The following is a 13,044-nucleotide window of genomic DNA, read 5'->3' as shown; positions in this document are numbered from 1 at the left end:
GAATGGCTGCCGTCATCCGCCCTGCAATGTTCAATACGGGGCGGGGTTCATTCCTTCAACCCTGAGACCTCAGCGCATGAAGATCGAAACCCTGGCCGTCCACGCCGGCTACAGCCCCGACCCCACCACCAAGTCCGTGGCCGTGCCCATCTACCAGACGGTGGCCTACGCGTTTGACAGCGCCCAGCACGGCGCGGATTTGTTCGACCTGAAGGTGCCGGGCAACATCTACACCCGCATCATGAACCCCACCACCGACGTGCTGGAAAAGCGCGTAGCGGCACTGGAAGGCGGCATCGCCGCGCTGGCCGTGGCCTCGGGCATGGCGGCCATCACCTATGCCATCCAGACCATTGCCGAGGCGGGCGACAACATCGTGTCGGCCAGCACTCTCTACGGCGGCACCTACAACCTGTTTGCCCACACCCTGCCGCAGCAGGGCATCACCACGCGCTTTGCTGACCCGCGCGACCCGGCCAGCTTTGCGCAGCACATCGACGCGCGCACCAAGGCGATCTTCATCGAGTCCATTGGCAACCCGCTGGGCAACGTGACCGACATCGCCGCGCTGGCCAAGGTGGCGCACGACCATGGCGTGCCGCTGATCGTCGACAACACCGTGCCCAGCCCTTACCTGCTGCGCCCCATCGAACATGGCGCCGACATCGTGGTGCACTCGCTCACCAAGTACCTGGGCGGCCACGGCAACACCGTGGGCGGCGCGATTGTGGACAGCGGCAAGTTCCCGTGGGCCGAGCACAAGGCGCGCTTCCCGCGCCTGAACGAGCCTGATGTGAGCTACCACGGCGTGGTCTATACCGAGGCCCTGGGCCCGGCCGCTTTCATCGGCCGCGCGCGCGTGGTGCCGCTGCGCAATACCGGCGCCGCCCTGTCACCACAAAGTGCTTTCCTCCTCCTGCAGGGCATCGAGACGCTGGCCCTGCGCATGGACCGCATCTGCGAGAACACGCTGGCCATCGCCCAATACCTGCAAAAGCACTCCAAGGTGGAATGGGTGCGCTACGCCGGCCTGCCCGACCACCCGGACCACGCACTCGTGCAGCGCCAGTCGGGCGGCAAGGCATCCGGCATTCTGAGCTTTGGCGTGAAGAACAGCGACGCCGACCCGCGCGCGGCCGGTGCGCGCTTCCTGGATGCGCTGCAGCTCTTCACGCGTCTGGTGAACATTGGCGACGCCAAATCGCTGGCCACGCACCCGGCATCGACCACGCACCGCCAGCTCAACCCCGAAGAGCTGGCCAAGGCCGGCGTGAGCGAAGGCATGGTGCGCCTGTCGGTGGGCATCGAGCACATCGATGACCTGCTGGCCGACCTGGCCCAGGCGCTCGACAAGGTGTAAAGCCGAAGCCAGTTGCTACCCACCGCGGCAACTGGCCTTCATCACCGCCCCAGCCACCACCCCGCCATGGCGGCCAGCCCCACCACCCACACGGGCGACCAGCGGGCATGCACCAGCAGCCCGAACGCCGCCAGGGCCAGCGCGAAATCGGTTCTGGAGTGGACGGCGCTGGTCCACACCGGGTCGTACAACGCCGCACCCAGAATACCCACCACGGCAGCATTGACGCCGCCCACAGCCCGCTGCACGGCGGGGCGCTGGCGCAGCAGCTCCCAGAACGGCAGTGCACCCGCTACCAGCAGCAGCGCGGGCACAAATATCGCCCCCAGCATCAGCGCCGCCCCGCCCCAGCCGCCCAGCGGGTGCGGCATCACCGCGCCCAGGTAGGCCGCGTAGGTGAACAGGGGCCCCGGCACGGCCTGCGCTGCGCCGTAACCGGCCAGAAACGCGTCGTTGCCCACCCAACCCGGCGGCACCACGCCCGCCTGCAGCAGGGGCAACACCACATGCCCGCCGCCAAACACCAAAGCCCCGGCCTGGTAGAACACGGCCATGGCCGATGCCACCATCGAGTCGGCCACCGAGGCCCACAGCAACAACGCCGCCAGCAGCAGCGCAAACAGCGCCAGCAGTACCGCCCCAGCGCGGCGGCTGACGCCGTAGCCCCGGTGCTGTGCAGGCGCCAGGGGGCCCACGTTCAACATGCGCCAGCCCACCACGCCCCCAGCGCGATGGCGGCCAGCTGCCCCCAGGTGCCGGGCACGCCCAGCACCAGCAGGGCAGCGGCCACGGCCCAGCCCGGCACGCAGCCTGTCGGGACACAGCGACCTGGCCATGCCCAGCACCGCCTGCGCCACCACCGCCACGGCCGCCACCTTGAGCCCGTGCAGCGCGCCTGAGGCGCCCTGCACCGCCCACTGCGTACCCCCAGCGCAAACAGCACCAGCAGCACCGCAGACGGCAGCGTGAAACCCGCCCACGCCGCCAGCGCCCCGCGCCACCCGGCCCGCAACAGGCCCAGCGCCGCGCCCACCTGGCTGCTGGCCGGGCCGGGCAGAAACTGGCACAGCGCCACGAGGTCGCTGTAGTCCGGGTCGCTCAGCCAGCGCCTGCGCTCTACAAACTCGGTGCGAAAGTACGCCAGGTGCGCCACCGGCCCGCCGAACGACGTCAGCCCGAGCTTGAAGAAGGCGAGCAACACCTCCAGGGCGGACCCTTGCGGCACGGGGGGCACGGCCGCGGTGGGGCCACCGGCAAGGTCCGGCGGCTCGGTGGATGATGGGGGAGGCACAAGGTGGCTGGGCATGGGTGCGGTGACGGCGTCGCTGAAAATGCAGGCCACGCAGGTGAAGCGCACAGGCCCGGCTGCGATGTTAAGCGCCCCGGATGACAGCCGCGAAATCGCCGCAGGCAGGGCGTCTGCCGGCTGCAAACTTCAGGTGTTTTTGGGCTCCAGCGCTTACCAGTCAAGCGCCAGCAGCTATGTTTTTTGATTCACTGCTGCTGATGGGGGCTGTCGTTCAGGCTCCCGCTCACACATCCCTTGCCAGCCGCAGCCCGGTGAACTGCCAGCGCGCCGTGGCCGGAAAGAAGTTGCGGTAGGTCAGGCGTTCATGCCCCGTCGGCGTGGCGCTGGAGCTGCCGCGCAGCACGTACTGGTTGACCATGAACTTGCCGTTGTATTCGCCCACTGCGCCATCGGCCACCCGAAAGCCGGGGTACGGCGCATAGCTCGACTGCGTCCATTGCCAGGCCGCGCCATAGAGCTGGTGCAGTTGCCGGGCGGTATCCTGCGCCGCGGCATGCTCCCATTCCGCTTCGGTGGGCAGTCGCGCACCGGCCCAGCGGGCAAAGGCATCGGCTTCGTAGTAAGACAGGTGCACGGCCGGCGCATGGCCATCCAGGGGCTGCAACCCGGCCAGCGTGAAGGTGCGCCACGCGCCGTCGCACTGCTGCCAGTACAGCGGGTGCGCCAGGGCGTTGGCGGTGCGCCAGTCCCACCCCTCGGCCAGCCACAGCGCCGGGTTGGCATAGCCGCCATCGGCAACAAAGGCGGCCACTTCAGCCTGGGTGACCAGGCGGGAGGCCAGTGTGTAGGGCTGCAGGTACACGCGGTGGCGGGGGCCTTCGTTGTCGAAGGCAAAGCCGCCGCCCGCGTGGCCGATCTCGACCACACCACCTTCATGCCGCAGCCACTCAAGCGCGGGCGCTGCGGCGTGCGCTGTGGCGGCCGTGGATGCAGGTGCCGCCGTGTACGCGGGCCACAGCGGGTTGCACGACAGCAGGTGCAGGATGTCGGTCAGCATGAGCTCCTGGTGCTGCTGCTCGTGCTGCAGGCCCAGCTCGATGAGCGTGCACACGGCGCCGCTGTGCAGCACCGTGGGCAGCAGCCGCGCCATGCGCGCATCCACATCGGCGCGGTAGGCCAGCACCTCATCCAGCGACGGGCGGGTGAGCAGGCCGCGCTGCGGGCGCGGGTGTTTGGCGCCCACGCCGTTGTAGTAGGAATTGAACAGCACACGGAATGCGGGGTGACACGGCGCAAAGCCCGGCTCGTGGGGCTCCAGCACAAAGGTTTCAAAAAACCAGGTGGTGTGGGCCAGGTGCCATTTGGTGGGGCTGGCGTCGGGCATGGACTGCGCGGCGCAGTCCTCGGCCGACAACGGGGCGGCAATAGCGCGCGAGCGGTTGCGCACGCCCGTGTAGCGGGCATGCAGATCGACAGGGTTGGTGGTCATGGCAGATGCTCTGGTCAATCCATCAGGGCCGCGCGTGCACCACGGCAAACCATCCACGCTCGTCGGTCCACGCCTGGGCTTCTTTGAAACCGGCGCGTTCCAGCATGTCTGTGAACACGGGCAGCGGGTATTTGTAGCTGTTTTCGGTGTGGATGCGCTCACCCTGCACAAACGTGCGCCCGCCCCCCGGCCAGCGCACATCGGCATCGGCGATGGCCTCCAGGTGCATCTCGATGCGCGACGCTTCGTGGTTGAAAAACGCACGGTGCTGCCACTGGGCCAGGTCGAAGTCGCTCCCGATGAGCCGGTTCACATGGCGCAGCACGTTGCGGTTGAATTCTGCCGTCACGCCCGCGGCGTCGTCGTAGGCGGCCTCCAGCACGGCCACCTCCTTGGGCAGATCAATGCCGATCAGCAGGCCCCCGTCGTCGTCCACCATGTCGCGCATGTGGGCCAGCAGCTCCAGCGCGTGGGGCGGGTCAAAGTTGCCAATGGACGAACCCGGGTAGAACACCAGCCGTCCGGTTCGCGGAATGTCTGGTGGCAGCTCCACGCCCTGCGTCATGTCGCCGCCCAGTGCGCGCGCGTCCAGCCCCGGAAAATCGTTCTGCAGCCCGGCCACGGCCTCGCTGAGATAGTCCGCCGAAATGTCCACACCCACAAAGCACGCTGGCTGCACCAGCCTGCAAAGCGCCCGGGCCTTCTGGCAGTTGCCGGCGCCCAGCTCGATCAGCGTGCGCCCCGTGCCCACCGCGCGCGCGATGTCGGCTGCGTGCCGTTGCATGAGGGCGTTCTCGGTGCGGGTGGGGTAGTACTCGGGCAGCTCGGTGATGGCCTCGAACAGGCGCGAACCGTGCTGGTCGTAAAAATATTTGGGGGAGATGCGGGCGGGGCGCTGGCGCAGCCCTTGCGTGATGTCGTCGGTAGCTGTCCGTGGCATGGGTGGGTCTCGTCGGCGCGGCGGAGCGCGGGTCCGGCAGGGGCGTTGGCAGCCCTGCCGCCTGTAAACCGTCCATTTTGGGCGCAACGGTGGCCGCTGTATGTAGGCCAAACCTTACTGCGCCGCACCCCTTCAACCCGACCCCGGGCTGACAAAAGACAAGCGCGATGCGGCACTATCGGTGGGCATCACGCTTCCAACACCGCTTTCGAGGAGTGAAGAATGTCCGATTCCGTTCCACCCCTTGGTCCCAGGCCGCATTCATCCGGGCATCAAGCACCCGCTGGGAGCACGCGGCGCGCCCTGCTGCAGCGCAGCGTGTGGGGCGCTGCCTGGGTGGGCGCGCCCGCGCTGGTGCAGACTGCGTGGGCGCAGGCGCCGCTTGCGCCCACGCCCCGCCAGACGGAGGGCCCCTTCTACCCAATCGCGCTGCCGGCCGACAGCGACGCCGACCTGCTGCGCAACGGCCCGCTGCAGTACGCCCAGGGCCAGGCCTTGTGGGTGGAAGGCCGGGTAACCGATACCGCCGGCGTACCGCTGGCCGGCGGCGTGGTGGAGATCTGGCAATGCGACGCTGCCGGGCACTACCACCATCCGGGCGACGGCGGCCGGGCGGCCCCGGACTTCCAGGGTTTTGGTCGCGTCACCCTCGGGCGCGACGGCCGCTACCGGTTCCGCACCATCCGCCCTGCGCCCTATACCGGGCGCACGCCGCACATCCATTTCAAGGTGCGCCTTGGCCAACGCGATCTGCTGACCACCCAGATGTACGTGGAGGGAGAGCCCGGCAACGCGCGGGATTTTCTGTGGAGCCGCCTGAGCCCCGCCGGGCGCGCGGCACTGACCGTGCCGTTCACCCCCTCCAGCGACGGGCCGCGCGCGGAATTTGCGCTGGTGGTACAGGCCTGAGCCCGCGCCCCGCCCTGGAGCGCAGAGCCTGAACCCGCGCTGGGGCGATTGGCCCCGTGCCGCGCGCCGCGCCGCGCCAGCCGGTACAGTGCCGCTCTCCCTCTTTGCACCCAACCTCCCACCCCTGCATGGACTCCGTCAGCCAACTTGTTCTGGGTGCCGCCGTCACCCTCTCCACCATCGGGCGGCGCACCGCCGCCTGGAAAGCCGCCCTGTGGGGTGGCATTGCAGGCACGCTGCCCGACCTGGATGCGTTCATCGACCACGGTGACGCCATCCTGAACATGGTGCTGCACCGCTCGGAAAGCCATTCGCTGTTCTATCTCACGGTGTTCTCGCTCCCCTTCGCATGGGCGGTGTCGCGCCTGAACGGCGAGCCCGCACTGTTCAGGCGCTGGTGGCTGGCGCTGTGGCTTGCGCTCATCACCCACCCTTTGCTGGACTGGTTCACGGTGTACGGCACGCAGCTGCTGCTGCCATTCACCAGCTTTCCCTACGCCGTGGGCAGCCTGTTCATCATCGACCCGCTCTATACCCTGCCGCTGCTGGTGGGTGTGGTGGCCGCGCTCGCCATGCGGCAAGACCGTGGGCTGGCATGGGCACGCGGCGGTCTGGCGCTCAGCACGGCCTACATCGCCTGGAGCGTGGTGGCGCAGCACCAGGCGGTGCAAAACATCATGGCGTCACCGCCCGAGCCGCACCTGGCGCCGGGCCAGGTCCTGGTCACTCCCGCGCCGTTCAACACGCTGCTGTGGCGCGCCGTAGTGGTTACGCCCACGCACTACTACGAAGGCTACAGCTCGCTGCTGGATGGCGGCCGCCCCGTGCGCTGGACGCAGCACCCGCGCGGGGCGCCTCTGTATGCCCAGCATCAGTCCAGCCCGCTGGTGAAGCGCGTGGCGAACTTCAGCCATGGGTTCTTCAAGATGACGGAAGCAGGCGGCAATGTGTACATCACCGACCTGCGCATGGGGAACGAACCCACCTACACCTTCCACTTCAACCTGGGACCGGCCGAGCACATCGCCCAGCGCGGGCATGTCACCACCCAGCAGTGGCAGAGGCCCGACCTGGCCACCGCCCTGCCCTGGCTGTGGCAACGCATGTGGGGCCGCGATGTGAGCCTGCATTGACCGGGCCGCAGCGCCTTTCAACACAGCCGCATACTGCAAAAAAAGGGCCGGTGCCCTCGCAGACACCGGCCCCCTCCCCTTGGAAAACACGCGTTGCTGCGTCGCCTCAGAAGCGCCAGCCCAGACCCACGCCCACCAGCACGGGATCGACCTTGAACGTGCCCAGCTTGGCGCCGCCGGCCTTGACGTCTGTCTTGATGAAAACCTTCTTGACGTCGAAGTTGAGGTACAGGTTCTTCTGCAGCGGGATGTCCACACCCACCTGCAGCGCAGCGCCAAAGCTGTTGCGATCAATGTTGACGCCAGCGGGCAGGTTCACGCTGGAAAAGCGCGTGTAGTTCAGGCCCGCGCCCACATAGGGCTTGAAACCGGGTGCATCGAAGTGGTACTGCAGCAGCAGCGTGGGCGGCAGGTGCTTGAGCGAGCCGATGGCCGTGCCACCGGCGCGCAGCGTGTGCTTTTGCGGTACGGTCAGGATCAGCTCGGCGGCGACGTTCTGGTTGAAGAAGTACGTGATGTCGACTTCGGGAATCGTCTTGTTGTTGACCGTGAGGCCCAGGGGCGTGCTGTCCTTGTTGGCGCTGTCCAGGTGCACCACGCGGGCACGGACCATAAAGGGGCCTTCGGCCTGTTGGGCAAGGGCGGCGCCAGAAGACAGGGCACACAGTACAGCGACAGCCAGCAGGTTCTTTTTCATGTTGATTCTTCGCATCGGTTGGACGGGGACGACCCCCGTGCATGCATTGAACCGCCAAGCCTGCCCGCACCCCTTGCCCTACCTCAAGGACTTGGTGTTAACCCTTAGATCCACATCAACAAAACCCACTATGCCGTTATGGACTTGCGGCGCAGGCGCTGTACCAGCGTGACGGCAGCCAGCACCAGGCCGCCCGCCACGACCCCGACGACTGCGTTGAGCAGATTGGGCACCAGCACCCCCCACAGCGGGCCCACCGGCCATGTGGCCGCGGCGGCGCCGGCCGCCTCGACCGCATGGTGCACCACCGGCACGCCGTGCACCAGGATGCCACCGCCCACCAGAAACATGGCCGCCGTACCCGCCACCGACAGCCCCTTCATCAGCCAGGGCGCCGCCCGCAGAATGCCCGAACCCATGGCGCGCGCCACGCTGCTGGTCTTGTTGTTGAGCCACACGCCCAGGTCATCCAGCTTGACGATGCCGGCCACCAGCCCGTACACCCCCACGGTCATGATGAGCGCAATGCCCGCCAGCACGGCCACCTGCTGCCCAAAGGGTGCCGTGGCCACGGTGCCCAGGGTGATGGCAATGATTTCGGCCGACAGGATGAAGTCGGTGCGCACGGCACCCTTGATCTTGTCCTTCTCGAACGTGACCAGGTCCACCGCCGGATTGGCGTTGGCCAGGGCGTGGCTTTCGTGCTGGGCCGCGTCTTCGTGCGGTGCATGCAGAAATTTGTGGGCCAGCTTTTCAAAGCCCTCAAAACACAGGAAGGCACCGCCCACCATCAACAGCGGCGTGACGGCCCATGGCGCAAAGTGGCCAATCAGCAGCGCCGCAGGCACCAGGATGAGCTTGTTGACAAAGGAGCCCTTGCACACCGCCCACACCACGGGGAGCTCACGCTCGGCCCGCACGCCCGAGACCTGCTGCGCGTTGAGCGCCAGATCGTCGCCCAACACTCCCGCCGTCTTCTGCGCGGCCACCTTGGTCATCACCGACACATCGTCGGCCATGGCCGCGCTCTTCTTGGCCGCGACCTTGGTCATCAGCGCAACGTCATCCAGAACTGCAGCAATATCGTCGAGCAGGGTCAACAGGCTGGCACCGGCCATAAGAGGCTCCGAAAAATGAAGAAGTGCGGATTATGAATAAAAAAAGCTTCCAGCGCTTGCCTATCAAGCGCCAGAAGCTATTATTGTTATAGCGTTTTCAGTGTGCGTGCCGCGCTGCGCCCCGCCAGCCGGTCACCCCACCCACTTGCGCGCGTTGCGCCAGATGCGCATCCAGCCGCTGTACTGGGCCTTGTCCTCGCTGGTCCAGCTCATCTGCACGTTGCGGAACACGCGCTCGGGGTGCGGCATCATGGCAGTGAAGCGGCCGTCTACCGTGGTCACGGCCGTGAGGCCACCCGCGCTGCCGTTGGGGTTGAACGGGTACTGCTCGGTGGGGCGGCCATGGTTGTCCACATAGCGCATCGCAGCAATGGCCTTGTCGGCATTGCCCCGGTACTTGAAGTTGGCATAGCCCTCGCCGTGCGCCACGGCAATCGCCAGGCGGCTGCCCGCCATGCCTTGCAGGAACAGGCTGGGGGATTCGAGCACTTCCACCAGCGACAGGCGGGCCTCGAAGCGCTCGCTCTGGTTGGTGGTGAAGCGCGGCCAGTCTTGTGCGCCGGGGATGATGTCGGCCAGCTCGGCAAACATCTGGCAGCCGTTGCACACGCCCAGGCCAAACGTGTCGGTGCGGCCAAAGAAGCCCTGGAACTGCGCCGCCAGCACGGGGTTGAAGGTGATGCTGCGCGCCCACCCAATGCCCGCGCCCAGCGTGTCGCCATAGCTGAAGCCGCCACAGGCGACCACGCCCTTGAAGTCTTCGAGCTTGACGCGGCCGGTCTGCAGGTCGGTCATGTGCACGTCGTAGGCCTCGAAGCCCGCCTCGGTGAAGGCGTAGGCCATTTCGATGTGCGAGTTCACGCCCTGCTCGCGCAAGATGGCGACCTTGGGTTTGGAAAGCTGAAGGAACGGTGCAGCCACGTTGTCAGCGGCGTCGAACGTGAGGTGCACGTGCAGGCCGGGGTCGGTGGGCTCGCCCGCTGCAGCGTGCTCGGCATCGGCGTTGGCGGGGTTATCGCGCTGCTGGCAGATCTTCCAGCTCACCGCGTCCCACACCTGGTGCAGGTCGGCCAGCGAGGCACTGAACACGGCCTTGGCATCGCGCCAGACCTGCAGCTCGCCCTTGCCCGCATCAATGGACGACGACGCGGGGCGCGTCTTGCCGATGAAGTGGCTGAACCTGGACAGGCCGTGCTCACGCAGGGTCTGCATCACCTCATTGCGCTCGCTGGTCTTGACCTGCAGCACCACGCCCAGTTCTTCGTTGAACAGGGCTTTGAGCGTGAGCTCTTCGCGGCGCGCGCTGACCTGGCCCGACCAGTTCTTGGCATCGCCCACTTCGGCGCGGCTGTCGGTGATGCCGTCGCCCTCGGTCACCAGCAGATCCACATTGAGCGACACACCCACGTGGCCCGCAAAGGCCATTTCAGCCACTGCGGCCAGCAGGCCGCCGTCGCTGCGGTCGTGGTAGGCCAGGATCTGGCCCTTGGCGCGCAGTGCGTTCACGGCGTTGACGAGGTTGACCAGGTCTTGCGGGTCGTCCACATCGGGCACGACGTCGCCGCTTTGCTCCAGCGTCTGGCCGAGGATGCTGCCGCCCATGCGGCTCTGGCCTTTGCCCAGATCGATCAGCACCAGCGTGGTGTCGGCCTCGGTGGCGTCGAGCTGGGGCGTGAACGTGCCGCGCACGTCCGCCAGCGATGCAAACGCGCTCACGATCAGGCTGACGGGCGAGGTGACCTTTTTCTTGTCAGCGCCTTCAGACCACTGCGTGCGCATGGACAGGCTGTCCTTGCCCACAGGGATGCTGATGCCCAACGCGGGGCACAGCTCCATGCCCACGGCTTTCACGGTTTCGTACAGCGCGGCGTCTTCGCCCGGTTCGCCACACGCGGCCATCCAGTTGGCCGACAGCTTCACGCGCGGCAGCTCAATGGGCGCTGCGAGCAGATTGGTCAGCGCTTCGGCCACCGCCATGCGGCCCGAGGCGGGGGCGTTGATGGCGGCGAGCGGCGTACGCTCACCCATGCTCATCGCCTCGCCCGCAAAGCCTTTGTAGTCGGCCAGCGTCACGGCGCAATCGGCCACAGGCACTTGCCAGGGGCCAACCATCTGGTCGCGGTGGCTGAGGCCGCCCACCGTGCGGTCGCCAATGGTGATGAGGAAGCGCTTGGACGCCACCGTGGGGTGGGCCAGCACGTCGATCACGGCCTTTTGCAGCGGTACGCCGGTCAAGTCCATGGGCTTGAATTCACGCGCCACGGTGGTCACGTCGCGGTGCATCTTGGGCGGCTTGCCCAGCAGCACGTTCATGGGCATGTCCACGGGCAGCTTCTGGTCGTCGGCCGTGGCGGCGGGGTCGTGCAGCACCAGCTGGCGCTCTTCGGTGGCCGTGCCGATCACGGCAAACGGGCAGCGCTCGCGCTCGCAGAAGGCCTTGAACTGTTCCAGCGATTCGGGCGCAATCGCCAGCACGTAGCGTTCTTGCGACTCGTTGCTCCAGATTTCCTTCGGGCTCATGCCAGACTCTTCGAGCTGCACGGCGCGCAGGTCAAAGCGTGCGCCCCGGCCTGCGTCGTTGGACAGCTCGGGGAAGGCGTTGGACAAACCGCCCGCGCCCACGTCGTGGATGGCGAGGATGGGGTTGGCCGTGCCCTGTGCCCAGCAGTGGTTGATGACCTCTTGCGCACGGCGCTCGATCTCGGGGTTGCCGCGCTGCACCGAGTCAAAGTCCAGCTCGGCCGCATTGGTGCCGGTGGCCATGGAGCTGGCGGCGCTGCCGCCCATGCCGATGCGCATGCCGGGGCCGCCCAGCTGGATCAGCAGCGAGCCTGCAGGGAATTCGATCTTTTTGGTCAGCTCTGCATCGATCACGCCCACGCCGCCCGCGATCATGATGGGCTTGTGGTAGCCACGCTGCACGCCGCCGACTTCTTGCTCGTACTCACGGAAGTAGCCGTTCAGGTTGGGGCGGCCGAATTCGTTGTTGAACGCCGCGCCGCCCAAGGGGCCTTCGACCATGATCTGCAGCGGGCTGGCAATGTGCTCGGGCTTGCCGACGGTGGAGCCCCATAGCTTGGACACGGTGAAACCCGTGAGGCCCGCCTTGGGCTTGGAGCCCCGGCCCGTGGCGCCTTCGTCGCGGATCTCGCCGCCTGCGCCGGTCGATGCGCCGGGGAAGGGCGAGATGGCCGTGGGGTGGTTGTGGGTTTCCACCTTCATCAGCACATGTTGGGTAACGCTACTCTTTTGATAGCTATTAGCGCTTGATGGATAAGCGACAGAGCCCATTTTGGCTACAAAACGCTCAACCTGATGGCCTTCCATGACGGAGGCGTTGTCCGAGTACGCGATCACCGTGTGCTGGGGCGCCAGCTGGTGGGTGTTGCGGATCATGCCGAACAGCGATTTGTCCTGCGCCACGCCGTCGATGGTGAACTGGGCGTTGAAAATCTTGTGGCGGCAGTGCTCGCTGTTGGCCTGCGCGAACATCATCAGTTCCACATCGGTGGGGTTGCGCGCGAGGCCTGTGAACGCAGTCACAAGGTAGTCGATTTCATCGTCGGCCAGTGCCAGGCCAAAGCGGGTGTTGGCGGCTTCCAGTGCAGCGCGGCCACCGGCCAGCACATCCACATGCTCCATGGGCGCGGGCTGCAGTTCGGTGAACAAGGCAGCAGCGGCGCTGCGGTCGGCCACCACCGATTCGGTCATGCGGTCGTGCAGCAGTGCGGCGATCTGGCCCAGTTGCTCGGCCGTCAGCTCGGGCGTCTTGCCCAGCAGGCCGGATTTGAGGCTGATGCGGTACTCGGTGATGCGCTCCACACGGCGGATGGCGATGCCGCAGTTGCGCGCAATGTCGGTGGCCTTGGAAGCCCAGGGCGACAGCGTGCCCAGCCGCGGCGTGACGATGAGCATGGCGCCGTCTTCGGGGCCGGCGTACGGGTCGCCATAGGTCAGCAGCGCAGCCAGGCGTTCTTGCTCGGTGGGTGTGGGGGCCGCGTCGGTGGCGACCAGGTGCACGAAACGCGCTGCAATACCGCTGATCTTGGGGTGGATCGCCTCCAGGGCGGGTTGAAGTTGCTGGGCGCGGAAGGAGCTGAGGGCGTTGCCGCCCGCCAGCGTGGTCATGTGCAAGGTCACGGTAGCGGC

Annotated in this window: 10 protein-coding genes and 1 pseudogene; 4 read left to right on the top strand and 7 right to left on the bottom strand. The window is 67.0% G+C overall.

Going from position 1 to position 13,044, the window contains the following annotated elements; all coding sequences use genetic code 11:
• Positions 1-76: 76 nt before the first annotated feature.
• A complete protein-coding gene (locus KYG_RS07005) occupies positions 77-1,360 on the top strand; it encodes an O-acetylhomoserine aminocarboxypropyltransferase/cysteine synthase family protein (protein WP_008904155.1) in 1,284 nt (427 codons plus the stop codon).
• Positions 1,361-1,401: 41 nt separating this feature from the next.
• Here the strand turns inward: KYG_RS07005 and KYG_RS25065 are convergent, their stop codons facing one another.
• Positions 1,402-2,217, bottom strand: coding sequence for a chromate transporter (locus KYG_RS25065; protein ID WP_237707218.1), 816 nt, complete (start codon positions 2,215-2,217; stop codon positions 1,402-1,404).
• Positions 2,218-2,342: 125 nt separating this feature from the next.
• A pseudogene (locus KYG_RS25060) lies at positions 2,343-2,666 on the bottom strand (chromate transporter); the annotation flags it as partial.
• Between KYG_RS25060 and KYG_RS24290 the strand changes: the two are divergent.
• Entirely contained in the window at positions 2,665-2,853 is a 189-nt protein-coding gene (locus tag KYG_RS24290; protein ID WP_139019316.1) for a hypothetical protein, read from the top strand. The pseudogene KYG_RS25060 and the gene KYG_RS24290 sit on opposite strands and share 2 nt — an antisense overlap.
• A 39-nt stretch (positions 2,854-2,892) precedes the next feature.
• Here the strand turns inward: KYG_RS24290 and egtB are convergent, their stop codons facing one another.
• Both egtB and egtD read right to left on the bottom strand, forming a co-directional pair.
• The gene (gene egtB / locus KYG_RS06995) at positions 2,893-4,098 is read right to left on the bottom strand and encodes an ergothioneine biosynthesis protein EgtB (RefSeq protein ID WP_008904154.1); all 1,206 of its coding nucleotides are present in this window, start codon (positions 4,096-4,098) and stop codon (positions 2,893-2,895) included.
• A 22-nt stretch (positions 4,099-4,120) separates the two neighbouring features.
• Entirely contained in the window at positions 4,121-5,038 is a 918-nt protein-coding gene (gene egtD, locus KYG_RS06990) for an L-histidine N(alpha)-methyltransferase (RefSeq protein ID WP_008904153.1), read from the bottom strand.
• 222 nt (positions 5,039-5,260) lie between these two features.
• Between egtD and KYG_RS06985 the strand changes: the two genes are divergently transcribed.
• Together KYG_RS06985 and KYG_RS06980 are read left to right on the top strand one after the other, a co-directional pair.
• Positions 5,261-5,947: a protocatechuate 3,4-dioxygenase gene (locus KYG_RS06985; protein ID WP_085942520.1), complete on the top strand. Its 687-nt coding sequence runs from the start codon at positions 5,261-5,263 to the stop codon at positions 5,945-5,947.
• Between the two features lie 128 nt (positions 5,948-6,075).
• Positions 6,076-7,080: a metal-dependent hydrolase gene (locus KYG_RS06980; RefSeq protein ID WP_008904151.1), complete on the top strand. Its 1,005-nt coding sequence runs from the start codon at positions 6,076-6,078 to the stop codon at positions 7,078-7,080.
• 106 nt (positions 7,081-7,186) lie between these two features.
• On the opposite strand, the gene KYG_RS06975 is transcribed toward KYG_RS06980, so the two are convergent.
• The 3 genes from KYG_RS06975 to purL all read right to left on the bottom strand — a co-directional run bounded on the left by KYG_RS06975 (position 7,187) and on the right by purL (position 13,035).
• A complete protein-coding gene (locus KYG_RS06975; RefSeq protein ID WP_008904150.1) occupies positions 7,187-7,777 on the bottom strand; it encodes an OmpW family protein in 591 nt (196 codons plus the stop codon).
• Positions 7,778-7,905: 128 nt separating this feature from the next.
• Positions 7,906-8,895, bottom strand: coding sequence for a DUF808 domain-containing protein (locus KYG_RS06970; RefSeq protein ID WP_008904149.1), 990 nt, complete (start codon positions 8,893-8,895; stop codon positions 7,906-7,908).
• Between the two features lie 132 nt (positions 8,896-9,027).
• Complete coding sequence (gene purL / locus KYG_RS06965; RefSeq protein ID WP_008904148.1) at positions 9,028-13,035, bottom strand: phosphoribosylformylglycinamidine synthase; 4,008 nt, start codon at positions 13,033-13,035, stop codon at positions 9,028-9,030.
• Between the last annotated feature and the right edge of the window lie 9 nt (positions 13,036-13,044).

The organism is Acidovorax sp. NO-1 (assembly GCF_000238595.1).
Classification (GTDB): Bacteria; Pseudomonadota; Gammaproteobacteria; order Burkholderiales; family Burkholderiaceae_C; genus Acidovorax.
Note: the sequence above shows the minus strand (reverse complement) of the source record. Positions and strands in the feature narration are given on the sequence as shown.

Bases quoted from the DNA above. Each gene is read 5' to 3' on its own strand.
- KYG_RS07005 (WP_008904155.1), top strand. From the start codon at position 77: ATGAAGATCGAAACCCTGGCCGTCCACGCCGGCTACAGCCCCGACCCC.
- KYG_RS06975 (WP_008904150.1), bottom strand. From the start codon at position 7,777: ATGAAAAAGAACCTGCTGGCTGTCGCTGTACTGTGTGCCCTGTCTTCT.
- KYG_RS06985 (WP_085942520.1), top strand. From the start codon at position 5,261: ATGTCCGATTCCGTTCCACCCCTTGGTCCCAGGCCGCATTCATCCGGG.
- egtB (WP_008904154.1), bottom strand. From the start codon at position 4,098: ATGACCACCAACCCTGTCGATCTGCATGCCCGCTACACGGGCGTGCGC.
- KYG_RS06980 (WP_008904151.1), top strand. From the start codon at position 6,076: ATGGACTCCGTCAGCCAACTTGTTCTGGGTGCCGCCGTCACCCTCTCC.
- KYG_RS24290 (WP_139019316.1), top strand. From the start codon at position 2,665: ATGGGTGCGGTGACGGCGTCGCTGAAAATGCAGGCCACGCAGGTGAAG.
- KYG_RS06970 (WP_008904149.1), bottom strand. From the start codon at position 8,895: ATGGCCGGTGCCAGCCTGTTGACCCTGCTCGACGATATTGCTGCAGTT.
- egtD (WP_008904153.1), bottom strand. From the start codon at position 5,038: ATGCCACGGACAGCTACCGACGACATCACGCAAGGGCTGCGCCAGCGC.